Origin of the sequence: Stenotrophomonas maltophilia (assembly GCF_001274595.1) — a bacterium.
GTDB lineage: Bacteria > Pseudomonadota > Gammaproteobacteria > Xanthomonadales > Xanthomonadaceae > Stenotrophomonas > Stenotrophomonas forensis.
Map to the genome: position 1 here is coordinate 494302 of NZ_CP011010.1, position 26071 is coordinate 520372.

At 68.1% G+C, this 26071-nt stretch carries 27 protein-coding genes; 16 read left to right on the top strand and 11 right to left on the bottom strand.

Annotation, left to right across the window (positions count from 1 at the left end; all coding sequences use genetic code 11):
• Positions 1-30 precede the first annotated feature (30 nt).
• From VN11_RS02205 to VN11_RS02235, 7 genes are all read left to right on the top strand, one after another.
• Positions 31-441 carry a VOC family protein gene (locus VN11_RS02205; RefSeq protein WP_053448650.1) on the top strand — a complete coding sequence of 137 codons (411 nt, stop codon included), beginning with the start codon at positions 31-33 and terminating at the stop codon, positions 439-441.
• Positions 442-464: 23 nt separating this feature from the next.
• The gene (locus VN11_RS02210) at positions 465-821 is read left to right on the top strand and encodes a DUF1428 domain-containing protein (protein ID WP_053448651.1); all 357 of its coding nucleotides are present in this window, start codon (positions 465-467) and stop codon (positions 819-821) included.
• Positions 822-866: 45 nt separating this feature from the next.
• Positions 867-2153 carry an RNA polymerase sigma factor gene (locus VN11_RS02215; RefSeq protein WP_053448652.1) on the top strand — a complete coding sequence of 429 codons (1287 nt, stop codon included), beginning with the start codon at positions 867-869 and terminating at the stop codon, positions 2151-2153.
• A 109-nt stretch (positions 2154-2262) separates the two neighbouring features.
• Positions 2263-3912, top strand: a complete 1650-nt coding sequence (locus VN11_RS02220; RefSeq protein ID WP_053448653.1) for a M28 family metallopeptidase — start codon at positions 2263-2265, stop codon at positions 3910-3912.
• A 199-nt stretch (positions 3913-4111) separates the two neighbouring features.
• Complete coding sequence (locus VN11_RS02225) at positions 4112-5371, top strand: sensor histidine kinase (protein ID WP_053448654.1); 1260 nt, start codon at positions 4112-4114, stop codon at positions 5369-5371.
• Positions 5361-6131: a LytR/AlgR family response regulator transcription factor gene (locus tag VN11_RS02230; protein WP_008265994.1), complete on the top strand. Its 771-nt coding sequence runs from the start codon at positions 5361-5363 to the stop codon at positions 6129-6131. The genes VN11_RS02225 and VN11_RS02230 overlap by 11 nt, the downstream gene beginning before the upstream one ends.
• A gap of 18 nt (positions 6132-6149) precedes the next feature.
• Entirely contained in the window at positions 6150-6494 is a 345-nt protein-coding gene (locus tag VN11_RS02235) for a hypothetical protein (protein ID WP_049456350.1), read from the top strand.
• A 39-nt stretch (positions 6495-6533) separates the two neighbouring features.
• Here VN11_RS02235 and VN11_RS02240 read toward each other — a convergent pair whose 3' ends face one another.
• On the bottom strand, positions 6534-7148 hold the full coding sequence (locus tag VN11_RS02240) for a hypothetical protein (RefSeq protein WP_004153965.1): 615 nt from the start codon (positions 7146-7148) through the stop codon (positions 6534-6536).
• Between the two features lie 355 nt (positions 7149-7503).
• Positions 7504-8091: a TetR/AcrR family transcriptional regulator gene (locus tag VN11_RS02245; protein ID WP_053448655.1), complete on the bottom strand. Its 588-nt coding sequence runs from the start codon at positions 8089-8091 to the stop codon at positions 7504-7506.
• Positions 8092-8224: 133 nt separating this feature from the next.
• On the opposite strand from VN11_RS02245, the gene VN11_RS02250 reads away from it, so the two are divergent.
• Positions 8225-9442, top strand: a complete 1218-nt coding sequence (locus VN11_RS02250; RefSeq protein WP_053448656.1) for an MFS transporter — start codon at positions 8225-8227, stop codon at positions 9440-9442.
• Positions 9439-10611 (top strand): MFS transporter, encoded by a 1173-nt coding sequence (locus VN11_RS02255; protein WP_053448657.1) that lies wholly within the window; start codon positions 9439-9441, stop codon positions 10609-10611. The genes VN11_RS02250 and VN11_RS02255 overlap by 4 nt, the downstream gene beginning before the upstream one ends.
• A gap of 106 nt (positions 10612-10717) precedes the next feature.
• Here VN11_RS02255 and VN11_RS02260 read toward each other — a convergent pair whose 3' ends face one another.
• Positions 10718-12829, bottom strand: coding sequence for a M13 family metallopeptidase (locus tag VN11_RS02260; protein WP_053448658.1), 2112 nt, complete (start codon positions 12827-12829; stop codon positions 10718-10720).
• A 176-nt stretch (positions 12830-13005) separates the two neighbouring features.
• On the opposite strand from VN11_RS02260, the gene VN11_RS02265 reads away from it, so the two are divergent.
• Entirely contained in the window at positions 13006-16068 is a 3063-nt protein-coding gene (locus tag VN11_RS02265; RefSeq protein WP_053448659.1) for a bifunctional diguanylate cyclase/phosphodiesterase, read from the top strand.
• A gap of 171 nt (positions 16069-16239) precedes the next feature.
• Here VN11_RS02265 and VN11_RS02270 read toward each other — a convergent pair whose 3' ends face one another.
• Positions 16240-17121 carry a LysR family transcriptional regulator gene (locus VN11_RS02270; RefSeq protein ID WP_053448660.1) on the bottom strand — a complete coding sequence of 294 codons (882 nt, stop codon included), beginning with the start codon at positions 17119-17121 and terminating at the stop codon, positions 16240-16242.
• 96 nt (positions 17122-17217) lie between these two features.
• Here VN11_RS02270 and VN11_RS02275 point away from each other — a divergent pair, with 96 nt between their 5' ends.
• The 3 genes from VN11_RS02275 to VN11_RS02285 all read left to right on the top strand — a co-directional run bounded on the left by VN11_RS02275 (position 17218) and on the right by VN11_RS02285 (position 20215).
• Complete coding sequence (locus tag VN11_RS02275) at positions 17218-17628, top strand: DoxX family protein (RefSeq protein ID WP_032128753.1); 411 nt, start codon at positions 17218-17220, stop codon at positions 17626-17628.
• 31 nt (positions 17629-17659) lie between these two features.
• Positions 17660-18448, top strand: a complete 789-nt coding sequence (locus VN11_RS02280) for a dioxygenase family protein (RefSeq protein ID WP_053448661.1) — start codon at positions 17660-17662, stop codon at positions 18446-18448.
• A gap of 117 nt (positions 18449-18565) precedes the next feature.
• Positions 18566-20215: a Na+/H+ antiporter gene (locus tag VN11_RS02285; protein ID WP_008267158.1), complete on the top strand. Its 1650-nt coding sequence runs from the start codon at positions 18566-18568 to the stop codon at positions 20213-20215.
• Between the two features lie 84 nt (positions 20216-20299).
• Here VN11_RS02285 and VN11_RS02290 read toward each other — a convergent pair whose 3' ends face one another.
• Positions 20300-20548, bottom strand: a complete 249-nt coding sequence (locus VN11_RS02290) for a DUF3297 family protein (protein WP_012509930.1) — start codon at positions 20546-20548, stop codon at positions 20300-20302.
• Positions 20549-20638: 90 nt separating this feature from the next.
• On the opposite strand from VN11_RS02290, the gene VN11_RS02295 reads away from it, so the two are divergent.
• On the top strand, positions 20639-21181 hold the full coding sequence (locus VN11_RS02295) for a DUF6630 family protein (protein ID WP_053448662.1): 543 nt from the start codon (positions 20639-20641) through the stop codon (positions 21179-21181).
• Positions 21182-21354: 173 nt separating this feature from the next.
• Here VN11_RS02295 and VN11_RS02300 read toward each other — a convergent pair whose 3' ends face one another.
• From VN11_RS02300 to msrB, 5 genes are all read right to left on the bottom strand, one after another.
• Positions 21355-21630, bottom strand: a complete 276-nt coding sequence (locus tag VN11_RS02300; RefSeq protein ID WP_004153991.1) for a DUF4031 domain-containing protein — start codon at positions 21628-21630, stop codon at positions 21355-21357.
• A 13-nt stretch (positions 21631-21643) separates the two neighbouring features.
• A complete protein-coding gene (locus tag VN11_RS02305) occupies positions 21644-22132 on the bottom strand; it encodes a hypothetical protein (protein WP_053448663.1) in 489 nt (162 codons plus the stop codon).
• A gap of 127 nt (positions 22133-22259) precedes the next feature.
• Positions 22260-23198 (bottom strand): flagellar motor protein MotB, encoded by a 939-nt coding sequence (gene motB, locus VN11_RS02310; RefSeq protein ID WP_053448664.1) that lies wholly within the window; start codon positions 23196-23198, stop codon positions 22260-22262.
• A 3-nt stretch (positions 23199-23201) separates the two neighbouring features.
• A complete protein-coding gene (gene motA / locus VN11_RS02315; RefSeq protein WP_008264562.1) occupies positions 23202-24056 on the bottom strand; it encodes a flagellar motor stator protein MotA in 855 nt (284 codons plus the stop codon).
• Positions 24057-24147: 91 nt separating this feature from the next.
• Complete coding sequence (gene msrB, locus VN11_RS02320; RefSeq protein ID WP_004153995.1) at positions 24148-24615, bottom strand: peptide-methionine (R)-S-oxide reductase MsrB; 468 nt, start codon at positions 24613-24615, stop codon at positions 24148-24150.
• A 138-nt stretch (positions 24616-24753) separates the two neighbouring features.
• Between msrB and VN11_RS02325 the strand changes: the two genes are divergently transcribed.
• Positions 24754-25125, top strand: coding sequence for a hypothetical protein (locus VN11_RS02325; protein WP_053448665.1), 372 nt, complete (start codon positions 24754-24756; stop codon positions 25123-25125).
• Positions 25126-25231: 106 nt separating this feature from the next.
• Positions 25232-25414, top strand: coding sequence for a hypothetical protein (locus tag VN11_RS02330; protein ID WP_053448666.1), 183 nt, complete (start codon positions 25232-25234; stop codon positions 25412-25414).
• Between the two features lie 55 nt (positions 25415-25469).
• Here the strand turns inward: VN11_RS02330 and VN11_RS02335 are convergent, their stop codons facing one another.
• Entirely contained in the window at positions 25470-25949 is a 480-nt protein-coding gene (locus VN11_RS02335; protein WP_004140558.1) for an Lrp/AsnC ligand binding domain-containing protein, read from the bottom strand.
• Between the last annotated feature and the right edge of the window lie 122 nt (positions 25950-26071).

Sequence of the window (26071 nt, forward strand, 5' to 3'; positions counted from 1 at the left end):
TTCCTCTTTCATCCACAAGGAGCTTTACCGATGAGTGCACCGCAACCACAGATGATCTTCGTCAACCTGCCCGTGCAGGACCTGCAGGCGTCCAAGGCCTTCTTCGCCGCGTTGGGCTACAGCTTCAACCCGACCTTCACCAATGACGATGCGGCCTGCATGGTGATCAGCGAGAGCATCTTCGTGATGCTGCTGACGCAGCCGTTCTTCAAGCAGTTCACCAACAAGGCGATTGCCGATGCGCACAGTCACACCGAGGTGATCACCTGCCTGTCGGCCGACAGCCGCAAGGCGGTGGACGCGATGGTGGACAAGGCACTCGCGGCCGGCGCCAGTGAACCGCAGCCGGCACGTGACTATGGCTTCATGTACCAGCGCGGTTTCCAGGACCTGGATGGCCATCTCTGGGAAATCGCGCACATGGACGGCGAGCCGGGCTGACGGCCGCCGCAGGGAGAACCCTCATGGCTTACGTGGATGCTTACGTGCTGCCGTGCCCGCAGGACAGGGTGGCGGCCTACCGCCGCCTTGCCCGCAAGGCCGGTGCGGTGTGGAAGGAGCATGGCGCGCTGCAGTACATGGAATGCGTGGCCGACGATGTGGAACCGGGCAAGAGCACCTCGTTCCCGCGTGCGGTCAAGGCCAAACCCGGTGAAACGGTGATCGTGGCCTTCGTGGTGTTCCGCTCTCGGGCGGCGCGCGACCGCATCAACGCAAAGGTGATGGCCGACCCTAGGCTGGCGTCGCTGGGCCCGAAGGACATGCCGTTCGATACCCGGCGCATGTTCTGGGGCGGCTTCAAGCCCATCGTTGAAGCGTGAGCCACGGCGCTTGTGCGGGCCGGGCGTGCGTGCTGTGATCGCTGCATGCCTGATCCCGCACTGACGCAGCGCTTTGAAACCCTCTGGCGGATGGAGTCGCCGGTGTTGATCGCGCGCCTGGCGCGGTTGCTCGGGGGCGATGTGGGTCGCGCCGAGGAGCTGGCCCAGGACACCTGGCTGGCCGCGCTGGAGCGCTGGCCGGAGCAGGGCATCCCGGACAACCCCGGAGCCTGGCTGATGACCACTGCGCGCAACCGTGCCATCGATGTGCTGCGCCAGCACCAGCGGGTGGCGCAGCAGCATGCGCAGTGGGGCGAGGAACTGCATCCGGCGGCGCTTCCGGCACCGGATGACAGCCAGGCGCTGGAAGATGACCTGGGTGACGATCTGCTGCGGCTGATGTTCGTGGCCTGCCATCCGGTGCTGCCCGCCGATGCGCGGGTCGCGCTGACCCTGCGCCTGCTCGGCGGCCTGACCACCACCGAGATCGCCCGCGGCTTCCTGCAGCCGGAACCGACCATCGCCCAGCGCATCGTGCGCGCCAAGCGCACCCTGGCGCAGAAGCAGGTGCCCTACGAGGTGCCGCGCGCGGAGGCGATGCCTGAGCGCTTGGCCTCGGTGCTGGAGGCGATCTATCTGGTGTTCAACGAAGGCTATGCGGCCAGTGCCGGTGATGACTGGATGCGCCCGGCACTGTGCGAGGAAGCGCTGCGGCTGGCGCGCATCCTGGCGCACCGGTTGCCGGTGCCGCCGGTGCTGGGCCTGCTGGCGTTGATGGAACTGCAGGCCTCGCGCGCGGCCGCGCGGACCGATGCGCAGGGTACGCCCGTGCTGCTGGACCAGCAGAACCGCGCACGCTGGGACTGGCTGCAGATCGAGCGCGGCCAGCAGGCACTGGCACGCGCACTGGCGGCCGGTGGCGGCCAGGACCCGTACGTGCTGCAGGCGCGCATCGCGGCCTGTCATGCCGCCGCACGCCGCGCCGAAGATACCGACTGGGCGCGCATCGCTGCACTGTATGCGCAGTTGCTGCAGGTGATGCCGTCGCCGGTCGTGGCCCTCAACCGGGTGGTGGCGGTGTCGCGCAGCGACGGCGCGTTTGCGGCCTGGGCGCTGTTGCAACCTTTGCTGGCCGATGCGCGGTTGCAGGGCTATGCGCCCTTGCAGGTGGTGCGTGGTGACCTGCTGCAGCAGCTGGGCCGGGCCGATGACGCGCGCGCGGCCTTCGCCGCCGCCGCCGCGCTGACCGGCAACGCCCGCGAGCGCGAGCTGCTGCTGTTGCGCGCCCAGCGATCGGGGTCAGCGCTCTCTTCTGACAGGAACGGGATCTGACCCCATGCATGGCGTGGCGTGTCGACCAAGGTCGACACCTACCAAAGGCGGGGCGCAGCGCTGCCGAATCCCATTACACTCCAGAGAGATTTCCCTGCTGGAGAGAGCAATGAAACGAGTAGTACTGGGCGTGCTGGCCCTGTCGGTGTCGAGCGCACTGATGGCGGCCACGCCGAAATTCGATGGCGCGCGGATCTCCGCCGACGTCAAGGAACTGGCCTCCGACGCCTACGAGGGCCGCTCGCCGGCCACTGCCGGCGAAGAGAAGACCGTCGCCTACCTCAGCAAGCAGTTCGCCGATGCCGGCCTGCAGCCCGGCGGCGACCTCAAGGACGGCAAGCGCCTGTGGACCCAGGCCGTGCCGCTGCGCAAGGGCGACATCGTCGGCGCACCGCAGCTGGCCCTGCACCAGGGCAGCAAGACCCTGCCGCTGGAACAGGGCAAGCAGATCGCCGTGCGTGCCGCGATGAATGGCGCCAGCAACGTTGATATCAGCAAGGCGCCACTGGTGTTCCTCGGTTATGGCGTGAAGGCACCGGAGCGCAACTGGGACGACTTCAAGGGCGTCGACCTGAAGGGCAAGATCGCCGTGGTGCTGATCAACGACCCGGACTTCGAGACCGGGCAGGGCGACTTCGACGGCAAGGGCATGACCTATTACGGTCGTTGGACCTACAAGTACGAGGAGGGCGCCCGTCAGGGCGCGCTGGGAGTGCTGATCGTGCACGAGACCGCGCCGGCTTCGTACGGCTGGGCCACCGTGGCCGGGTCCAACACCAACACCATGTTCGACGTGGTGCGTGACAACCCGGCCGAGAGCCATCCGCTGCTGGAAGGCTGGATCCAGCGCGACCTGGCCGTGGAGCTGTTCCGCTCGGCCGGGCAGGACTTCGATGCGCTGAAGAAGAAGGCGCAGCAGCGCGACTTCACCCCGGTGCCGCTGACCGGCGCCAGCCTGGATGCGAAGTACGCGGTGAAGACCGAAGTGATCACCTCGCACAACGTGGCCGCGCGCCTGGAAGGCAGCCGCCATCCGGACGAGACGATCATCTACAGCGCGCACTGGGACCACATCGGTGTGGGCGAGCCGGATGCGCGCGGTGACCGCATCTTCAACGGAGCGCTGGACAATGCCAGCGGTACCGCCTCGCTGGTCGAGCTGGCGCGCGGCTTCGCCAAGGCCAAGCGCCCGCAGCGTTCGGTGCTGTTCCTGGCGGTCACCGCCGAGGAGAAGGGCCTGCTGGGTTCGGAGTACTACGCCACCCATCCGCTGTACCCGCTGGAAAAGACCGTGGCGGTGATCAACATGGACGGCATGGCGCCGTTCGGCCCGTCGCGTGATTTCGGCATCTACGGTGCGGCGCGCTTCGAGCTGCTGGACCAGCTGAAGGACGTGGCCAAGGGCTGGGACATCCGCTACACCCCGGACCCGAAGCCGGAAGCAGGCCTGTTCTTCCGTTCCGATCACTTCCCGTTCGCCAAGCGCGGCGTGCCGGCGCTGTCGTGGTCGGCCGGCCAGGACTGGGTGGACGGCGGCGTGGCCGCGGGCAAGAGGGCCTCGGAAGACTACACCGCCAAGCGCTACCACCAGCAGGGCGACGAGTGGCAGCCGGACTGGGTGTTCGCCGGTGCTGCCCGCGACCTGGAAGTGCTGTACACCCTGGGCGACCAGCTGGCCAACTCGCGCAGCTGGCCGAACTGGAGCAAGGATGAGTCGTTCCGCGCCGTGCGTGACGCCAGCGCCGACCAGCGCAAGTAAGGGAGGGCGCCGGGTCCGCCCGGCGCCTCCCGGGTCGTGCCGGCCGCTGGCCGGCATTGCCGTCCCCGGTAGCGCCGGGCCGTCCCCGGCGTTTCCGTAACGGCTTCCATCCCCGCTTTCAGGCCCTTCGTCGCAGCCCGCTTGTTTGCCCGGCAGGCCGCCCTATGCTCGGCTCACCCCCTTCCTCCAAGGCGCCGCCGTGTTCGCCAGCCTCTCCCTCATCCTTCGTCACCTGCTCGCCTGGGCCGCGGCACTGTTCGTGGCCGGCATGGTCTGGAGCGGCATTTTCAGCGGCATGAACGACGGCCCCGGCTGGGTATTCGGGCTGCTGGTGATGTTCCTGATGATCTCCGCGCTGGGCAGTGCGGTGACCCACGTGCGGCGGGTCTGGCTGGTGGCCGGCCGCCTCGATGGTGCCACCCTGTCGGGGCGCCAGCGCCGGCAGATCGAACTGCCGATGGATGCCGGCCATGCGTTCGCGGTGGTCGAGGCGGCCGTTGGCGAACTGCCGCGGGTGGAAGAGGTGGAAAGCTCGGCAGGCAGCCTGCAGGTGCGCGCCTATGTGCGCCGCGTCGATCTGTGGAACGGCCGCCAGCCGTCGCGCTGGAACCTGCCGGCGCGGCTGGCGATCAAGCGCAACAGCGTGCTGGCCACGGTCACCCCGGGCCAGGGCACCAGCACCGTCACCCTGCTGTTCGAGCCCGATGCCGGTTGGTGGGCCGACCTGCTGGCACTGGACGAGGGCAGCAACTACGAGAATGCCGAAGCGGTCACCCGCGCGATCAGCCGGCGGGTTGCCGACCAGCGCCGCGACGAGCAGGCCGCCGCCGAACAGACCCAGGTCGAGAAGGAATTGTCGGTAGCGCGCTTGAACCTGCTGCACGCGCAGGTCGAACCGCATTTCCTCTACAACTCGCTGGCCAATGCCCAGGTGCTGACCCGCACCGACCCGGCGCGTGCCGAACAGATGCTCGGCCACCTGATCCAGTACCTGCGCAGTTCGCTGCCGCAGGTGGATGAATCGGTATCCACGCTGGGCGTGGAGCTGGAACGCACCCGCGCCTATCTGGAAATCCTGCGCATCCGCATGGGGGCACGCTTGTCGGTGGAGGTGCAGGTGCCCACTGAACTGCATGGCGTGCACCTGCCGGCGATGGCGCTGCAGACGCTGGTGGAGAACGCCATCAAGCACGGGCTGGAACCGAAGCCCGGCGGTGGCACGATCTGGATCCTGGCGCGCGGCTTCGACGACCATGTCACCGTGACCGTGGCCGACGATGGCCTTGGCTTCGGCCAGGGCACCAGCGGCACCGGCATCGGACTGAAGAACCTGCGCGAGCGCCTGCGCCTGACCTGCGGTGAGCAGGCCGGCGTGGCGATCGTCGCCAACTTCCCCAGCGGCGTCGCCGCGACCATGACCCTGCCGCAGTCGGGCAAGGAGCGCAGCCATGCCGCTTGAAGCACTGATCGCCGAAGACGAGGAACTGCTGCGGCAATCGCTGGTGGAGCAGCTGGGCCGCCTGTGGCCGGAGCTGAAGCTGGTGGCCGAGTGCGAGGACGGTGCCACGGCGCTGGAGCAGCTGGCCGAGAAGCAGCCGGACATCGCCTTCCTCGACATCCGCATGCCCGGCATCAGTGGCATCGAAGTGGCGCGCGCGTTGTCCGAGCTGAGCCCGCGTACCCAGGTGGTGTTCGTGACCGCCTACGATCAATACGCCATCGACGCCTTCGAGCAGGGCGCGATGGATTACCTGCTGAAGCCGGTCAGCGACGAGCGGTTGCTGGCGACCCGCGAGCGCATTCTGTCGCGGCTGCCATCGACGCGGCAGGACGATGCCGTGCTGGAGCGCCTGCTGCAGCGATTGGGCCCATCGCAGGCAGGCGCGGAGCGCCCGCCGCTGGCCTGGATCACCGCCAGCAACGGCCGCGAGACGCAGCTGATCATGCTGGAGGACGTGGCCTACTTCCGTGCCGACAACAAGTACACCACCGTGGTCACCGCCGCCGGCGAAAGCCTGCTGCGCACGCCATTGCGCGAGCTGCTGGAAGTGCTCGATCCGCAGCATTTCCGCCAGATCCACCGCTCCACCATCGTCAACATGAAAGCGGTGGCAGCGGTGAGCCGCGACGATACCGGGCGCGGCGTGCTGCGCTTGCGCCAGCGAGCGGAAACCCTGGTGGTCAGCCAACCGTTCATGAGCCTGTTCCGCGGCATGTAACCACACCCTGGAGGCACCATGCGCCTGTTCCTGCTTGCCTGCGTCGCTGCGCTGTCACTGGGCGGCTGCGAGAAATCCAGCACCACCTCGATCACCCGTACCCAGGCCAACGGCGTGGATACGCTGTACAGCAAAGGCACCGTGGTCGAGGGTCAAGCGCGGTTCCAGTGCATCGCCAGCCGCAGCGGCCAGTGCCACTATGTGGTGCTGGACCCGGCCTGCAGCACCGATGCGGCCTGCGCCAAGCCGCCGCTGCGCCGGTTCGCGGTGGCGGTGGGCAAGACCGAAGCGATGCGCGACCTGCCCAAGGGCTTCCGCCAGTGCGTCAGCCAGGACCCGATAGAACAATGCCACCGTGAGTGATCACGGTGGCATTGTGGGTCCCCCCGCTTTCCAGAAGGGTCAGTAGGCTGGCTGCAGCGTCAGGTCGTGGTGATGCTCGTTCTCGCCCACATGGTTGAGGCGTCCGACCAGTTCGGAGTGCTGCTTCATGCGCCCGATCTCGGTCATGATGCGGATGTCCTCATGGCGCAGCTCGCGCCGGGCGGTGACCGCCTGCTTGTAGTCCAGCACTTCCGGATAGTGCTCGGCCAGGTCCAGTGCCTCGGCCACGTGCTCGACGCTGTCGGCCTTGGAACTGATGCGGGCGCGGCTGTTGAAGGCCTTCATCCAGCGCTCGAAGCCGGCCGTGCGGTCGAACATGTTGGCCATGAACCAGATCACGAACAGGATCGAGATCCACGAGCCGAACACCACGACCACGCGGGTGAAGGTGATGTGGTAATCGTCGCGCCACAGGTAGTTGGTGATCAGGCCGAGGATCAGCAGCGAGGCCGCCTGCCAGCCGACGATCGAGGCAATCAGCCACTGGCACTTGGCCTGGGCCAGCACAGCCACTTCATCGCGGATCTGCTGCTCGCTGAGGCTGCGCCAGTGCGCAACCTGTTTTTCGAACGGGCTGCTGTAGAGCTCGTTGTCGCGAAGCAGTAGTCCCAAACCCTTGAACAAAGCAATCATGGCTGGCTCCTTGTGGAACGTGCGTCGATCAGCATTGGACGGTGTGGCGGGTTCAGTTCTAGCACTTCCAGCGAGCCGTGCAATGGGCGAAATGCCAAGCGCGGTAAGGGTTTTGTCTGAATGGGTGAATGTTGCTGCATTGCAGCATCGCAGTCACAGCCTGCGACAGGATGTCGCAGGGTGAAACGTGCTGCGGCCGCACATGAAACCGCGGCTGAGCATGCAGACCCGCCGCCGGCGCCGTGATTGCCCCGAATCGGGCCCGACCGCGCAACCGGCCCGGGCCGATGCCGACCCGGGCCTGCCTCCAGCAGCGCCGATTCCACCGCGGATCCACGACATGCGTGGAGGGGCACTACCCGGCCGGCTTCAACCCACGCAACAGCATCTCCAGCGCGGCCGTCGCCTGCGCCAGGCGCGCATCGCCATCCTCGCCTTCGGCGATCCAGAACGCCGCCTCGGCCAGGCTGCCGTAGATCAACGACGCCAGCGCCTGCGCATCCACCGGCGTCACCACGCCCTGGGCGATCAACTGTTCGATCAGGCGCTGCATCGACTGCACGCAGTGCCGCTGCGATTCCGGCGAGGCGCCCCCCAGCACTGCACGCGCATCACGCAGCACCAGGCGCTGGATTTCCGGTTCCAGCGCCATCTGCAGGTAGGCGCGACAGCGCTGCACGAAGCCGTCCCAGGCGTCGTCGGCACGCTCGCTGATTGCCTGCAGGCGCAGGTCGGTCTCGGCGTCGAGCTGGGCGACCACCGCCGCCAGCAGGCCCTTCTTGTCGCCGAAGTGGTGATAGAGCGCACCCCGGGTGAGCCCGGCCTGGGCGGTCAGGTCATCCATCGAGGTGGCGGCATAGCCGTGCTCGCTGAACACTCGGCGGGCGGTGGCCAGCAGGCTGGCGCGGGTTTCTTCCATCTCGGCGCGGGTACGGCGGACCATCCAGAGCTCCTTACATACGCAGTGTATGATTATTTACATACGGATCGTATGAATGTAGCCTCTTATTCATACGCCCTGTATGTATTGTCGTGGCGCCCCGCGCGCCAGGCAAGCCGCCGCTCTGGAGATCCTGATGGCCACCCCTTATCGCGACCTGTTCGCTGCGCCCGGCACGGCCGGGCTTGCCCTGGCCGGGTTGCTGGCCCGCCTGCCGCTGCCGATGACCGGCATCGGCATCATCACCCTGCTGTCGCAGCTGCGCGGCAGCTATGCGCTGGCCGGTGCGGTGTCGGCCACCTTCGTGCTGACCTACGCGTTGCTGTCGCCGCAGGTGTCACGCTGGGTCGACCGGTACGGCCAGGCACGGGTGCTGCCGTGGGCCGCCGCGGCCAGCGCGACCGGCCTGCTGTTGCTGCTGGCCTGCACCGTGATGGCGGCGCCGGACGGGATGCTGTTCGGCGCGGCGATGCTGGCCGGCTGCATGCCCAGCGTGTCGGCGATGGTGCGCGCGCGCTGGACCGCAATCCATCGCGGCCGCCCGGTGCTGCAGACCGCGTACTCGCTGGAGACGGTGTTCGACGAGGTCACCTTCATCGCCGGGCCACCGCTGTCGGTAGGGCTGTCGGTGGCGGTGTGGCCGCAGGCCGGCGTGCTGGTGGCGGCCCTGCTGCTGCTGGTGGGCGTGGCTGCGCTGGTGCTGCAACGGGGCACCGAGCCGCCGCTGCAATCCCGCGAAGAAGCCGGGTTGCCTTCGCGTTCTCTGCTGCGGCAGGCGGAGATCCGCCTGCTGACGTTGCTGATGCTGGCGATGGGCGTGATTGTCGGCACCGTCGATATCACCAGCGTGGCGTTCGCCGAGCAGCGCGGGCAGCCGCTGGCAGCCAGTGCGGTGCTCTCGGCCTATGCGCTGGGCAGTTGCGCGGCCGGCCTGCTGTTCGGTGCGTTGAAGCTGCAGGTGCCGATGCCGCGGCTGTTGCTGCTGGGGGCAGCGGCGACCGCCCTGACCACGCTGCCACTGCCGTGGGCCGGCACGCTGCCCGCGTTGGCGGCGGCGGTGCTGCTGGCCGGGCTGTTCTTCGCGCCGACGATGATCGTGGCGATGTCGCTGGTCGAACAGCGCGTTCCCGCATCGCGGCTTACCGAAGGCATGACCTGGCTGCTGGCCGGATTGAACATCGGCGTTGCGCTGGGCGCGGCGCTGTCCGGGTACAGCGTCGATGCCGGTGGCGTGCGCAGCGGCTTCGTGATCGCGCTGGTGGCGGGCGCCGTGGTGCTGCTGGTCGCGCTGTCTGCCTGCCGTGCGCTGCGCAGGCCTGTTCCCTCTCTCTGCGCTGAAGGAGTCGCCCCGTGAGTGCTGCTTCGCCTGCGCATGCCGTGCCCCCTGTGCGCCATCCATGGTGGGCCGTCAGCGCGGTTGGCCTGGCCACGTTCTCGGTGGTCACCACCGAGATGCTGCCGGTCGGCCTGCTGACCCCGATTGCCGAAGCGCTCGGCGCGTCCACCGGTACCGCCGGCCTGATGATCTCGCTGCCGGCCCTGCTGGCGGCGCTGTTCGCACCGCTGGTGGTGATCGCTGCCGGTGGCATCGATCGCCGCCGCATCCTGTGTGCACTGCTCGGCCTGCTGACAGTGGCCAACATCGCCTCCGCGCTGGCGCCCAGCATCAGCTGGCTGCTGGCCGCGCGCGTACTGGTCGGGTTCTGCATGGGCGGCATCTGGGCCATCGCCGGTGGATTGGCCGCACGGCTGGTGCCCGCGCACCGCGTGGGCCTGGCCACCTCGATCATCTTCGGCGGCGTGGCCGCGGCGTCGGTGCTGGGCGTGCCGCTCGGTGCACTGATCGGCGACGCGCTGGGCTGGCGCTGTGCGTTTGCAGCGATGGCGCTGTTCAGTGCGGCGATACTGCTGCTGCAGCCTGCGGTGCTTCCCGCGTTGCCGGTGGCGAGGTCGGTTCGGCCGATGCAGTTCGTGCAGCAGCTCGGCCATCGTGGCCTGCGCCAGGGCTTGTGGCTGACCCTGCTGCTGGTGGCCGGGCACTTCATCGCGTTTACCTATGTGCGTCCGCTGTTGATGGACGTATCGGGGGTGCAGGCGTCGTGGATCGGCGGACTGCTGTTTGCCTATGGCCTGGCCGGCATCGTCGGCAACTTCGTTGCCGGGCCACTGGCCGCACGCCATCCGCGTGGCGTGCTGCTGGCCATCGCCTCGGGCCTGCTGCTGACGCCGCTGCTGTTGCTGTGGATGGGCGGCACGCCGGCCGGAGGCATCACGGTGCTGCTGCTGTGGGGGCTGGCCTACGGCGGTGTGTCGGTCGGCCTGATGAGCTGGATGATGAAAGCGGTGCCACATGGCGTGGAAATCGCCACCGCGTTGTATGTCGGTGTGTTCAACATCGGCATTGCAGCAGGGGCGTGGGTCGGAGGCAGGCTGCTGGACAGCACCGGGCTGCACGCCAATCTGTGGGCTGCGGCGGTGTTGGCTGCGAGCGCTCTGCTGATGGTTGCCACTACCCGCAGGTAGATTCACACCGTGGGTGGATTCCTGCCCCGTGCCGACCAAGGTCGGCACCCACCAGAGCGAGGCCGGAAAATGAAACGGGCGCCCTGCGGCGCCCGTTCCGGTTACATCACCACACCTTGACCCGCTTGTCCGGGGCCAGGTACAGCTTCTGGCCTTCCTTCACTTCGAACGCCGGGTACCAGGCGTCGATGTTGCGCACGGTCAGTGCGCGGAACTGGCCCGGTGCATGCACGTCGGTCAGCAGCGAATTGCGCAGCGCCTGCTCGCGGCTCTTGCTGCGCCACGCCTGGGCGAAACCGAGGAAGAAGCGCTGGTCCGGAGTGAAGCCCTCCAGGGTCTGGCCGGGCTTGCCCTGCAGTGACAGCTGGTAGGCGTCGTAGGCAGTGCCCAGGCCGGCCACGTCGGCGATGTTCTCGCCCAGGGTCAGCTTGCCGTTCACGTGCACGCCCGGGAACGGTTCGTAGCTGCTGAACTGCGCGGCCAGCGCGTCACCGGCGGCATTGAACTGCTTGAGGTCTTCGGCGGTCCACCAGTTGTGCAGCTTGCCGGTTTCATCGAACAGCGCGCCGGCGTTGTCGAAGCCATGGCTGATCTCGTGGCCGATCACCGCACCGATCGCGCCGTAGTTCACGGCGTCGTCGGCCGCACCGTCGAAGAACGGCGGCTGCAGGATGGCGGCCGGGAACACCAGGCGGTTTTCCAGCGGCACGTTCATCGCGTTGATGGTCTGCGGCAGCATCGCCCACTCGCTGTGGTCGACCGCCTTGCCCAGCTTGGCGATGTTGCGCTGGTACTCGAACAGCTCGGCGCGCTGTGCATTGCCCAGCGCGTCATCGCGGCGGATCTCCAGCCCGGTGTAGTCGCGCCACTTTTCCGGATAGCCCATGCCCACGGTGAGGCCGGCAACCTTGGCCTTGGCGTGTGCCTTGGTCTGCGGCGACATCCACGACAGCGCGTCGATGCGCTTGGCGAAGGCGGCGATGATGTTCTTCGCCATCTCGTCCGCACGTTCCTTGGTTTTGGCGTCGAAGTGCTTTTCGACGTAACGCTTGCCGATGGCTTCGCCGACCGCATGGTTGGCGTCATCCACGGCCCGCTTCCAGCGGTCGCTCTGCTGCGGCGTGCCGCTCAGCGCGGTGCCATGGAAAGCGAAACGGGCGTCGGCGAACTTCTTCGGCAGATAGGCGGCGGCGCGGTCAAGCGCGTGGAAGGCGAGGTAGTCCTTCCAGGCGTCCAGCGGTTCGGTGGCGACCAGCTTCGACAGGCCGGCGACGGCCTTGGGCTGCCACACGATGAAGTCCTGCTGGTTGCCGAGTGCAGCCGCATCGAGGAAGGCGTTCCAGTCCATGCCCGGGGCCTTGGCGTTGAAGTCAGCCTGGGTCCAGGGGTTGGCGCCCTTGGTCACGTCGTTGGTTTCTTCCTGGGTGGCATGCGCCTGCGCGATCCTGGTCTCCAGCGCGAGGATGCGCTGCGCCTTGCCGGCCGGGTCGGCGGCGCCGGCCAGCTGCAGCATCTGCGCGATGTAGGCCTGGTACTGCTTGCGCAGTTCGGCCATGCGGCCGCCGCCCAGGTAGAAGTCACGGTCGGGCATGCCCAGGCCGCCCTGCACCAGATAAGGGGCGGTGCGGTCCGGCTGCAGCATGTCCACCGACACCCACAGGCCGAACAGGCGATCGGTATAGAAGTTGGTGGCGTTGAGCAGGTCGACGTCGGCGCGCATGTCGCCGCCCAGGGCGCGGGCCAGCCCGGCCTTGTCGGCGATCGCATCGATGGCCTTCAGCTGCGGCTGCACCGGCGCGATGCCGTGCTGCTCGATGGCGGCTTCGTCCATGTAGGCGGCGTAGTAGTCGCCGATCAGCTTGTCGTCGCCGCTGGCCTGGGCGTTGCCGGCGGCGCCTTCGAGAATGGCGCGGGTGTCGGCCAGGGTCTTCTCGGCGATGACGTTGAAGCTGCCGAAGCGCGAACGGTCGGCCGGAATCTCGGTGTTCTTCACCCAGGTGCCGTTGGCGAAGCCGAAGAAGTCGTCGCCGGCGGCAATGCTGCGGTCCATGCCGCTGGCGTCGAAGCCGAAGCTGCCCAGCATCGGCTTGGCGGCAGCGGGCGCAGCATCGGCCGGCGCAGCGGTGCCGGCGGCCGGATCGGCCGGGCGGTCGCAGGCGGCCAGGGACAGGCTGGCGATGATGGCCAGTGCCAGGGTGGGACGGCGCAGCTTGGACATGGACTTCTCTTGCAGCGGAAAACCCCAAGTCTAATCCGCTCCGGCCCGCCTGGCCGGCCCCTTGTGCCGCCTGTCCTGTGCAGGATCTGGCTGAACGCGCCGATGCGATCTTCACGCCGTCATCGGGGTGGTGCATGCTGGTCCCGGGAGCCCTGCGTGGTCACGGGGAGGTGGCCATGCGGGGTTGGGTCAGGCGTCAAGAATGGCGTCCGCCGGCCGTTGAGGTCGGGGACGTGGAGGATTCGTTCGCGCATGAAGCCAGCCGACTGCACAAGGAAGATCGACCGATGCCCGCACTGAAGCGGGCGTTGGCCCGGCCACTGCGCGCCATTACCTGGGGCGGCGTGCTGCTGGGCGTGCTGCTGGTGGCGGGCCTGGCCACCATGCTGGTCAACGACCACCAGCGCCGGCTGGAGGCCGCGCAACGCCAGAGCCGCGCGTTGGCGGTGGGCAGTGAACGCCTGCTGGCGCTGGAGCTGCGCAACCTGGAGCGGGCGATGTCCGGCATCGCCGCCGATGCCGTGGAGCTGTTCCGCAGCGTGCCGGTGCAGGCACCGGCGTTGCTGGACGCTGCCATCGGTGGCGTGCTGCGGCGCCATGCCGAACTGCACAGCATCGTCGTGCTCGATAGCTACGGCCGAGCGCTGACCGCCGGCCAGGGCGACCTGCAGCTGCCGCTGTGGACCGACCCGCAGCGCCGTGGCCAGGGTAGCGCGCTGTACATCGGCCCGCCGCAGCGGGCCGGCGATGGCGGCTGGGTGGTACCGCTGGCGCTGCCGATGGCTGGCGACCGCTGGTTGCTGGCACGGCTGCGCTGTGGCGAACTGCAGCGCATCGTCGGTGGCCTTGATGTCGGCCCCAATGGACTGGTCTCGATCAGCGACGCCGACGGCTACATGCTGGCCCGTGTGCCGGACCCGCATGGCACGGTCGGCCGCCGCTACGACCTGCCGCGCCGCGACCTGCTCGGCAAGCAGGCGGTGGTCGAGCTGGGCAGCCTGCCGGGCGCGGTCGATGGCGTGCCGCGCATCATCACCATCAGTACGCTGGAACGCAGCCCGCTGGCGGTGCAGGTCGGGCTGGCCGACGAGGACGTGCTGGCGCCATGGTGGCCCTACCTGCAGGCCTCGGTGGCGATCGTGCTGGCCTACATCGCGGTATTGCTGGCGCTGCTGTATGCCGTGCGCCGCAGCACCCGCCGCCAGCAGTCGATGGCCGAGGAACTGAAAGCCGGCCATGCCGAACTGCGCCTGGCGCACCAGGTCGGCCGTGTCTGCACCTGGTACGTGGACGAGGATGCCGCACTGCTGCGCTGGTCACCGCTGGCGCGCGAGATCTTCGGCGTGCAGACCGATGCCTTGCCGGTCGCCGATTTCTTCGCGCGCGTGCACCGCGACGATGTCGCGCGCCTGCAGCAGGCCTTCGACCAGGCCTTCGCCGGTGGCGCGGTGCTCGACCAGGTGTTCCGCCTGGTGCTGCCCGGTGGCGAGGTGCGCTGGGTGGGCGCGCGCGGGCAGCGGGTGGAGGTGGACGACAGCGAGCGGCGCATGATCGGTGCGCTGACCGACCTGAGCGAACGCTACCAGGCACGCGAGCAGATGAGCGAGGTGGAACGCCGCTTCCGCCTGCTGTTCGACCGCAACCCGGCGCCGTTCTGGGTGTTCGACCCGGACACGCTGCGCTTCATCGAGGTCAACGATGCCGCGGTGCGCCAGTACGGCTACAGCCGCGATGAATTCCTGGCGATGAGCATTCTCGACATCCGCCCGCGCGAAGGTTGGGACGAGGTGAAAGGGGCCATCGCCAAGGCCCGTGTCGGCGAACTGCAGGACGCTACCGTGCGCCTGCACCGGCGCAAGGACGGCAGCGTGTTCGAAGTCCGCACGCACCTGTCCAAGCTGGACTTCGATGGCCAGCCCGCGTGCCTGGTGCTGGCCGAGGATGTCAGCGAACGGCTGGCCTACGAGCGCGACCTGGCCTACCAGGCGCGGCACAACCCGGCTACCGGCCTGCTCAACGTACGCGCGCTGACCGGACAGCTGGACGAGCAGGACGCGGGCTACACCATCGCCTTCGTGCAGTTGCGTGGCCTGCAGCTGGTGGCCGATACGCTGGGCCGCGAGATCGGCGATGCGGTGCTGCAGTCGATGGCGACGCGGCTGGGTGGGCTGGGCGCGCGCTGCGGCACGCTGGCGTTCCAGCCAGCGGAGGACTTCGTGTTCGCCATCGGTACCGGCCACGATACCCAGCGCGTGCTGGATGATCTGCTGCAGATCGTGTCGGCGCCGATGCGGGGCAAGGATTCGCTGCACCAGTTCGAGCCACGCATCGGCGTGGCCGTGCATGTGCCCGGTGACGGCTACTCCGCCGAGCAGGTGATCGGCATGGCCGCGCAGGCCGCCCATGCAGCGCGTGCGGAAGGCAACGTGGTGGTGTGGTTCGACGCGGCGGTGACCACGCGGCTGGCCGACCGCCTGCGCCTGGCCGGGCGCATCCATGCCGCCATCGACAACGAATTCCAGCTGTACTTCCAGCCGATCCGGCATGCCGGCGATGGCAGCCCGGCCGCGCTGGAGGCCCTGCTGCGCTGGCCGCAGGCCGATGGCAGCTTCATCCCGCCCAACGAGTTCATCCAGCTGTGCGAGGAGACCGGGCTGATCCTGGCGCTGGGCCGCTGGGTGATCCGCGCGGCGGCGAAGGCGCAGCGCCGGCTGGTCGAGGCCGGCTGGGGCGAGTTGCCGATCGCGGTGAATGTCTCGGCCGTGCAGTTCTTCAACAGTGACCTGGTGGCCGAGTTCACCCGCGCCCAGCAGGAGTTCGGGCTGGCCCGCGGTGCGCTGCACGTGGAGCTGACCGAGAGCAGCCTGATGCGCAAGCCGGCGCAGGCGATGCAGACCATGCAGCGCCTGCACGAGCAGGGCATCAGCGTGTCGCTGGATGACTTCGGTACGGGTTACTCCAGCATGTCCTACCTGCAGCACCTGCCGCTGGACATCCTGAAGATCGACCGCAGCTTCGTTGCGGATGTGGAAACCAACCCGCGCAACGCGTCGATCTGCCGCGCGCTGCTGTCGCTGGGCCACAGCATGGGGCTGACCATCATCGCTGAAGGCGTGGAGACGCCGGGGCAGCTGGACTGGCTGGCCGCGCACGGCTGCGACCAGGTGCAGGGCTACCTGCTGGGGCGGCCGGCGCCGCTGGAGCAGATCATCGACGCGCTGGATGAAGTGCCGGCCTGAGCGGCTTTCGCATCTGCCGGCCAGCGGCCGGCACGACCCGACCGGTAGTGCCGGCCGCTGGCCGGCAAACGCCAGGCCGAACCATGACGGTAGTGCCGGCCGCTGGCCGGCAAACGCCAGGCCGAACCATGACGGTAGTGCCGGCCGCTGGCCGGCAAACGCCAGACTCGGCTACACCCCGGCCTCCACCAGGTGGTCGATGAAGCTGCGCACCTTCGGTGCCAGATGGCTGCGGCTGGTATAGACCGCGAAAATGCCGATCGGCGAGGCCTCCCACTCCGGCAGCACGCGCACCAGGCGGCCATCGGCCAGCGCGTCTTCCAGCAGGAAGTCCGGCTGCAGGATCACGCCCATGCCGGCGATCGCCGCTTCGCGCAGCACATCGCCGTTGTTGGCGTGCAGCAGGCTGCTCACCGCCACCTTCACCTCGCCGCCGGGCCCCTGCAGCGGCCAGTGATCGCCAGCGGCCCAGTAGCTGTAGCTCAGGCACGCGTGTGCCGCCAGATCCTGCGGGGTCTGCGGCGTGCCACGCGCGGCCAGGTAGGACGGTGCGGCACACAGGCTCACCCGCGATTGGCCCAGGCGACGCGCGATCAGCGTCGGGCCAGGCTCGCGGGTGATGCGGATGGCCACGTCGTAGCCTTCCTCGACCATGTCCACCAGCCGGTCGGACAGGGCCAGGTCCAGCTCCACCTGCGGGAAGCGTTCGCGGTAGCTGGCCAGCAAGGGCCCGAGGCGGGCGATGCCCCAGCTGACCGGTGCGTTGATGCGCAGCGTGCCCGACGGTTCCAGCGCCTGCGCGCCGATGCTGGCTTCCAGCGCATCGAATTCGGCCAGCAGGCGCACGCACTGGGCGTAATAGGCCGCGCCGGCACTGGTCGGGCTGACCCGGCGCGTGGTGCGGTGGAGCAGGCGGGTGGACAGGCGCTTCTCCAGCGCGGCGACCTGGCGGGTCACCCCGGCGGTGGACAGGTCCAGCGCCTGGGCGGCGGCACTGAAGCCATTGCGCTCGACCACGGCCACGAACACGCGCATCGCCTCAAGGGTGTCCATTGTTGCGCCTTTTGAAATAAATACGGTCAAACGATCGTATTTATCAGTCCGTGAAGGCGCAATAACCTGTGCCTACTCCCTTCAAGGTGCTTTCCGATGCACACCACGACCGCTCCTGTTTCGCCGCTGGCCCCGTACGGCGCCACCCTGCTGCGCCTGGCCCTGGGCGTGCTGTTCCTGGTCCATGCGCTGACCAAGCTGCTGGTGTTCACCCCGGCCGGTACGGCGGCGTTCTTCGAGTCGCTGGGCCTGCCCGGCGTGCTCGGTTACCTCACCATCGGCGTCGAACTGGTGATCACTGCCGCGCTGCTGCTGGGCATCTACGCGCGCTGGGTCGGCCTGGTCGGCGTGCCGCTGCTGCTGGGCACCATCGTCACCGTGCACGGCGCCAATGGCTTCGGTTTCGCCAATGCCGGCGGCGGCTGGGAATACCCGGCGTTCTGGGCGCTGGCGCTGGTGGTGCTGTTCCTGGTCGGCGATGGCAAGTGGACCCTGCGTTCGCGCTGATCGCCGCCTGACCCTGCAACTGGAGAATTCCATGTCCCGCCTGCCTTCGTTGTACATCTCGCATGGTTCGCCGATGACTGCCCTGCATCCGGGCCAGGTCGGCGTGCGCCTGGCCGAGCTGGCGCAGGACCTGCCGACGCCGCGCGCCATCGTGATGGCCTCGGCGCACTGGCTGGGCCGGCAGCCGCTGGTCGGTGCGCATCCGCAGCCGCCTACGATCCACGACTTCGGTGGCTTCCCGCGCGCGTTGTTTGAACTGCAGTACCCGGCGCCGGGTGATCCGGCGCTGGCCGAAGAGGTGGCCGACCGCATCGCCGCCGCCGGCCTGCCGGTGGCCCTCGACCCGCAGCGCGGCCTCGATCACGGCGCGTGGGTGCCGCTGCGCTTGCTGCGCCCGCAGGCCGACATCCCGGTGGTGCCGGTGTCGATCCAGCCGCTGCTCGGCCCCGAGCACCAGTTCGCGCTGGGCCGCGCGCTGGTGCCGCTGCGCGAGCAGGGCGTGCTGCTGGTCGGCTCGGGCAGCATTACCCACAACCTGCACGACTGGGGCGACTACCAGGACGGCAAGGAAGCGCCGTACGTGCGGCCCTTCATCGAGTGGGTGGAACAGCGCCTGGCCGCCGATGATCGCCAGGCCCTGTTCGACTACCGCAGGCAGGCGCCGTTCGCCGAACGCGCGCACCCGACCGACGAGCACCTGTTGCCGCTGTTCTTCGCGATGGGCGCGGCGGGCGAGGGCGGCTTCGGTGCCCAGCGCATCGATGCTGGTATCGATGCCGGATTCCTGGCCATGGACCTGTATCGCTTCGACGGGGCATGAGCCGGGGCTGACGCGCGACGGCCGCGTTGGTCGCGGCCGCGGCGGCGTGTGGTAGTTTTTCCCGGGTTTCCGGCGCTGGCTCCCGAGCCTCCCCGCGCGCCGCTTCCTGGAAGAAGCATGCATACCATCGAAGTCGTCCTGGCGATGCTGGTGGCCGTTGTTGCCAGCGGCTACCTGGTTCGTGTCCTGCCGTTCTCGTTGCCGCTGCCACTGGTGCAGATCGGCCTGGGCGCGGTGATCGCCGGGGTGTTCAACCGCGGCCACGCGCTGGAGCCGGAAGTGTTCTTCCTGCTGTTCCTGCCGCCGCTGCTGTTCCTCGATGGCTGGCGCATTCCCAAGCAGGGCCTGTTCCGCGACAAGGGCGCGATCCTCGAACTGGCCTTCGGCCTGGTGGTGTTCACCGTCATCGGCGCCGGGTTCCTGATCCACTGGCTGATCCCGGTGATGCCGCTGGCGGTGTGCTTCGCGCTGGCGGCGATCGTGTCGCCCACCGATCCGGTGGCGGTCGGTGCGATCGCCTCCAAGGCGCCGATTCCCAAGCGCCTGATGCACATCCTGGAAGGCGAGTCGCTGCTCAACGATGCGTCCGGCCTGGTCTGCTTCCGCTTCGCGGTGGCGGCGGTGATGACCGGCACGTTCTCGCTGGCCACCGCCTCGCTGACCTTCGTGTGGGTGGCGGTGGCCGGCCTGGCAGTGGGCGTGGCGGTCACCCTGGGCGTATCGACCTTCCAGCGCTGGCTGTGGCGCCGCTTCGGCGAGGAGCCGGGCGCGGCAATGCTGGTCAACCTGCTGATCCCCTTCGCCGCCTACCTGCTGGCCGAAGAAATCCATGCGTCGGGCATCCTCGCCGCGGTTGCCGCCGGTATCGCGATGAGCTACGTGGAGCTGACCGGCCGCGTCTCCGGCAGCATGCGCGTGCAGCGTGCCGGGGTCTGGAACATGCTGCAGTTCAGCTTCAACGGCATCATGTTCGTGCTGCTGGGCGAGCAGCTGCCGGGCATCGTCGAGCGCGCCACCACCACCATGAACGAGAGCGGCCACCAGAGCGCATGGTGGCTGCTGGTGTACGTGGTGGTGATCAACCTGGCCCTGGTCGTGCTGCGCCTGCTGTGGGTGTGGCTGTCGCTGCGCTGGAACCTGCTGCGCGCACGCCGCCGTGGCCTGGAGCGGGGCGAGGCGCCGAACTGGCGCATCGTGGTCGCGACCTCGGTGGCCGGCGTGCGCGGTGCGATCACCCTGGCCGGTGTGCTGACCCTGCCGCTGTTCCTGCCCGATGGCAGCGCGTTCCCGGCCCGCGACCTGGTGATCTTCCTGGCCGCGTCGGTGATCCTGTTCTCGCTGCTGGGCGCCAGCATCGCGCTGCCGCAGCTGTTGAAGGGCCTGCAGCTGCCGGCCGATTCGGGCGAACGCAAGGAAGAGGACCTGGCACGCCGGCTGTCGTCGAAGGCGGCGCTGGCCGGGGTCGAACGCATGCGCCAGCAGATGGTGATGAACCAGAACACCGAGAACGTGCAGCTGTACAACGACGCCGCTTCGCGGGTGAGCCTGCTGTACCAGCGGCACCTGGAAAAGGACAGTGACGGCCCCGACGTGGACCCGGACAAGGTACGCCGCATGGAACAGGGCTATCGCCAGCTGCGCAGCGCCGGCCTCAATGCCGAGCGCGAGGAACTGTTCCGGCTGACCCGGCGCGGGGTGATCTCCGACGAAATCTCGCGGCGCCTGATCCGCAACCTGGACCTGCTGGAATCGCGCAAGCGCGAATGACCCTGAAATGTAGAGTCGAGCCATGCTCGACTGCTCTTCTGGTGCAAAGAGCAGTCGAGCATGGCTCGACTCTACAAGATCCGGTTACTCCGGCTTCGTTTCCAGGAAATACGCCTCGACCTTGCCCTTGACCTTGATGGTCATCGGGTTGCCGCGGCGGTCGCGGGCCTTGCCGGCCTGCACGCGGATCCAGCCTTCGCTGACCGAGTATTCCTCGACGTTGTCGCGCTCGACGTCGTTGAAACGCACGCCCACGCCGCGCTCCAGCGCCTGCGCATCATGGAAGGGGCTGGCCGGATTGATCGCCAGGTGGTCGGGAGGGGTATCGCTCATCGCTTCATTCACAGTGACGGCCACCAAGGCCGGCTTCAGCGGCACAGGATAAACCGTAGAATGCCGGCCTGCCCCAGAGGAAGTTCCGCCATGCCCGACAACAGCGACTATTTCGACTTCGAGGAAGACATCCACGACTTCGACGAGGAGGGCTTCGAGGCGCGGGTCTGGAACCTGCTGATGCTGATCAACCCGGGCGATGAGGAGCTGGCGCTGCAGCAGTTCAACCGCTGGCGCGAGCAGCTGGCCGAGGACGGCCAACCGCTGGAAGCGGACAGCGACTGGCTGCCGGCACTGTTCACGGCCATCGCCTGGCAGTCCGGTTTCGAGGTGGATCGCGACGACCTGGAATCGCTGCAGTCGGCAGTGAACGAGCTGTCGGCGCGCTTCAACCTGCAGCTGGACTGGGGCGGCGACCTCGACGACGAGGACTTCGCCGAAGGCCTGGACGGCGTGCAGCTGATGTCCACCGCCTTCGACCGCCTGCGCGAGCACAACTACACGCTGTGGAGCGTGGATGCCGGCAGCGACGGCTTCAGCGGCGTGATGGCGCTGACCCGCGACGATGACGCGATGCTGGCGCTGTGCTCGCTGCTGAACGTGGAAATCCGCCTGGGCAGCGACCCGTTCTGAGCGGGGAAGGTGGGTGCGGAGCCCGCCTATGGGGGGATGCCAACCTTGGTCGGCATGCCCTGTGCCTGATGTGCGGACCAAGGTCCGCACCCACCACAGGAGGTGGTACCCGCACCCTGCACAGCAAGTGGTAGCCCCACACTGCACAGCAAGCGGTAGCCACCAACGGCTGCCTATGGCCGGTACTGCGCCCGGGCGTTGGCGATCACCGCCTTGACCAGCTCGCGGTCGGCGTGCCGGGAAATGGCCCGTGCACCGAGCGCGATCGCCTGCGCGCGCAGCTCTGCTGTGACATCGTAGTGGGCGCCGCTGGCCTTGTTCTGGAAGGCCCGCGGCGGAATGCCGAGCTGCGCCGCCATCGCGTGCAGCTCGGCCAGGGTGTCGGCCATCAGGTGCGCCCAGCGCTGACCGCGCCAGGGATGCACCGCGTCATCGACGTAGACCGTCACCGCCGCGGCCGGTTCAGGCCTGCGGCTTGCTGTCGCTGTCAGCGGCCGGGGTCGCTTCGGCGGCGGCTTCTTCGGCCACCTCGCCCTCGGCGGCTGCCTCTTCCTCGCCCTCGGCGGCTTCGACGCCTTCGAACTCGGCAACCAGCTTGTCCAGGTACTCGTCAGCGGTCTGGCCGGACTCTTCGGCCAGGGTGTCCAGCAGCTTCTGCAGCAGCTCGGAGTATTCCAGGCTGACCTTGCGGCCTTCCTTCTCCTGCACGTTGGCCAGGTGCTTGAGCATGGCCAGCATCGGCACCGGGTTCTCGGCGTTGCCCATGGTCTGGCCGCCGATGGCCAGCAGCCACTCGCGGCCCTGCAGGCCGATGGCGGCGACCACCTGGCCGTCTTCGCTGGTCAGCACGGCGTGGTTCTGCACCTGCTGCTGGGCGTTCAGACGGAGGAACGGGCGCTTGCCCTGCTGCTTCTTGCGCTTGTCGCGCTTGGCCTTGGAGTTCTGGGACATGAGGTGGGGTCACCTGGAGACGGAAAGACCGCCATTGTAGCGGGTGCGCCGGGTGATGCCCCTGGTGGGTGCGGACCTTGGTCCGCACGCTTTCCCGGATGTGCGGACCAAGGTCCGCAGCCACAGGTTACTCTGCCGGCCCCTGCGCGGCCTGCACGTCCGGGTCGGTGCTGGGCGCCGACAGCCCCACCTGTGGGCCGGCCCCGGCCAGCGCGGCCGCTTCGGCCGCCTGGGTCATCACCACGATGCTGATGCGGCGGTTGATCGGGTTCTGCGGGTCGGCCTTGTCAAACAGCACCGACGAGGACAGGCCGACCACGCGGGTGATCTTGCTGTCCTCCAGGCCACCATCGATCAGCGCGCGCCGCGCGGCGTTGGCGCGGTCGGCGCTCAGTTCCCAGTTGCCGTAGCCGCGGGCGGCCGAATAGGCGGTGATGTCGGTATGCCCGGTCAGGCTGATCCGGTTCGGCACGTGGTTCAGGTACTCGGCCAGCTCGTGCAGGATCTGCTGCGTGTAGGGCTTCAGCGTGGCGCTGCCGAGGTCGAACATCGGCCGGTTCTGCTTGTCCACGATCTGGATGCGCAGGCCTTCCGGGGTCAGGTCCAGCAGCAGCTGGTCCTTGAACGGCTCCAGCGCCTGGCTCCTGCTGATCGCTTCCTGCAGCTCCTTCATCAGCTGCTCGAGCTGCTGCTTGTCGCGCTGCTGCTGGTCCACCGGCTGCGGCACCGCCTCCTTCTGGTTCTGGAAGGGATCGTTGCTGTTGCCGCGGGAAACGTCGGTGGCACCGCCGAGCTTGATCATCGAGGTGCTGGCACCGCCCGGGCCGGCCATGCCGGGGGCGGGGGTGGCGCTCTTGCCGCTGAGCGGGCTGGGGTTGCGGAAGTACTCGGAAATGGCGGCCCGTTCCGGCTTGCTGGTGCTGGCCATCAGCCACAGCACCAGGAAGAAGGCCATCATCGCGGTCACGAAGTCGGCATAGGCCACCTTCCACGAGCCGCCGTGGTGGGCGGCGTGGCCGCCCTTCTTGACCCGGCGGACGATGACGGTGGGCTTGTTCTCGGCCATGGCTTACTTGACCGTCTTCAGGTGCTGCTCGAAATCGGAGAAGGCCGGGCGCACGTTCGACGGCAGCGTCTTGCGGGCGAATTCCAGCGCGATCTTCGGGTTGTAGCCGCGCAGGCAGGCCAGCAGGGCGGTCTTCACCGACTCGTAGATACGGCTGTCCTGTTCGGCACGGGCTTCCATCGCCGCCGCCATCGGGCCGACGAAGCCGTAGCCCAGCAGGATGCCGAGGAAGGTGCCGACCAGCGCGCCGGCCACGTGGCCGCCGACCTCGACGATGTCACCACCGATCGAGCCCATGGTGATGACGATGCCCAGCACTGCGGCGACGATGCCGAAACCGGGCAGTCCGTCGGCGACCTTGGTCAGCACCTGCGACGGCGCCATGGCCTCGGCATGGTGCTTTTCCAGCTCCAGTTCCAGCAGCGGCTCCAGCTCGTGCGGCTCGATGTTGCTGCCGATCATCAGGCGCAGGCAGTCGGTGATGAAGTCGATCAGGTGGTGGTCGGCCTGCACCTTGGGGTAGTTGCCGAACAGCGCGCTCTCGGCCGGACGCTCGACATGGTCTTCCAGCGCCATGAAGCCTTCGCGGCGCGCCTTGTTGAGCAGTTCGTACAGCAGGCTGAGCACATCGATGTAGTCCTGCTGCTTGTAGCGCGGGCCCTTGAACACGCCGACCATGGCCTGCAGGGTCTGCTTGACCGTCTTGGCCGGGGTGCCGACCAGGAACGCGCCCAGTGCGGCACCGCCGATGATGACCAGCTCGTAGGGTTGCCACAGCGCCCCCAGCCGACCGTGTGCGCCGAGGTAGCCGCCCAGCACGCTGATGATGACGACCAGGAATCCAACGATGATGAGCATGGCGCGACGCAAGGAGCGGGGATATCTCCTTGTCGGCCCATCACCTGGTTTTCTGAAGAGGGAATTCTGTGAAATCGGTCGGCGGGGTGTTTCAGCCCGCCACACCGGCCTCCGCACCGCCACGCCGCAGCGGATCAGGCCACGGCTCGCCATTGCCGGTGAACGAAAGTGAGACCGAGTTCAGGCAGTGGCGCTCGTAGGTGGGCGGCGGGCCGTCCGGGAACACATGGCCCAGATGGCTGCCACAGCGGGCGCAGGTGATCTCGGTGCGGACCATGCCGTGGCTGGTGTCGCGGATCTCGCGCACATGCGCCGGGTCGAACGGGGCGAAGAAGCTGGGCCAGCCGGTGCCGGAATCGAACTTGGTGCTGGAGCGGAACAGCGGCAACGCGCACAGCCGGCAGCAGTAGACGCCCTCGCGCTTGTTGTCGAGGAAGACCCCGCAGAACGGCGCTTCGGTGCCGTGCTGCAGTAGCACGCGGCGCTCCTCGCTGCTGAGGCCGGCAATCAGCGCCTCGGTCTGGGTGGCGGTGGGGGGCGTCAGGTCGAAGGCAGTCATGCCGGCTCTCCGTGGGTGATGGCCTGGGGATGCCTGCGGAAATGGGGGTGGCGGCCCGGCCTTGCAAGTGTGATGGCCGTTCATGGGCGGCACACAGGCGCAGGCGCAAGGTGAACGCGATCCACGCCGGAGCGTGCCATGAAACCGACCCTTCCCCTGCTGCTGATCGCCCTGCTGCCCGCGCTGGCGCTGGCCCAGGTGCCCACTGCCGATCCGACCGCCACCCGCAGCACCACCACCGTGGCCCCCGCGCCGGTGGCACCGCCGCCGCAAGCGGCCCGCCCGCAGCCCCAGGTGCTGCCGTCACCGCAGCCGGCGCAACCGATCAAATCCACCGGTCCGGCCCGGATTGCACCCACCCCGGCGCCGAAGCCGGCCGACAAGGTCTACGACCGCAATGGACGCATCGTCCCCGGTGTGCGCCCGGCCGGTCCCAACCGTGTGTTCGATTCGCGTACCGGCCGCTATTACGACAGCGTGCCGCAGGGCGACGGCCAGCAGATCCGCTAGCGCCGGCCTGAACGCACGAAAACAACCGCGTGCGGATCACTGCTTTTTCGCCTGCGATTAACCGTTCCGGGACCACTTTGGCGGTGCGCCGGCATCCCGTCGTCGCATGTCCTTCGTCCATTGGATCGCGATCATGAAAAACCAGCAGAACCGTCATCCCGGCAAGGAACCGCAGGGCCGCAACCCGCAGCAACAGCAGCAGCAACAACAGCAGATGGAACCGCAGCAGTCGCACAAGGGCGGCAAGCAGCAGGAGCAGCGCTCGCAGAAGCACCCTCAGCAGCGCTGACGGGCCCGGGGTCGGATCCCGCATTGCGGGCTCTGGCCCCAACCGCGTTGAGCCCTCAGTCCGGAATCGGCAGGCTCAGCGTCTCTTTCACTTCTTCCATCACGATGTAGCTCTTCGATTCGCGCACATGCGGCAGGGTCAGCAGCGTGCTGCCGAGCAGCTTGCGATAGGAGGCCATCTCGCTGATCCGCGCCTTCAGCAGGTAGTCGAAGTCGCCCGACACCAGGTGGCACTCCAGCACGTTGGGCAGCTTCAGCGCCGCGCGCCGGAATTCCTCGAAGATGTCGCCGGACTTGTAGGCCAGGCTGATCTCCACGAACACCAGCAGGCTGGCCTTCACCGCCGCCGGGTCGAGGTGGGCGTGGTAGCCGGTGATCACCGCTTCGCGTTCCAGCCGGCGCACGCGCTCGGTGCACGGGGTGGTGGACAGGCCGACCCGCTCACCCAGTTCGGTGAAGGAAATGCGGCCCTCGGCCTGCAGGATGCGCAGGATCTTGCGGTCGATCTTGTCCAGTTCGCGGGTACGGGTGGCCATGGCCGTCAACCTTGGGGAATGAATTGCAGGAGAACATCCTGCCGGTTGATTTCAAATCAGGCAAATCAACTGGTATTGGCTGTCTATACTTCCCCAATTATGGTCCCGGCACGCTCCAGTGC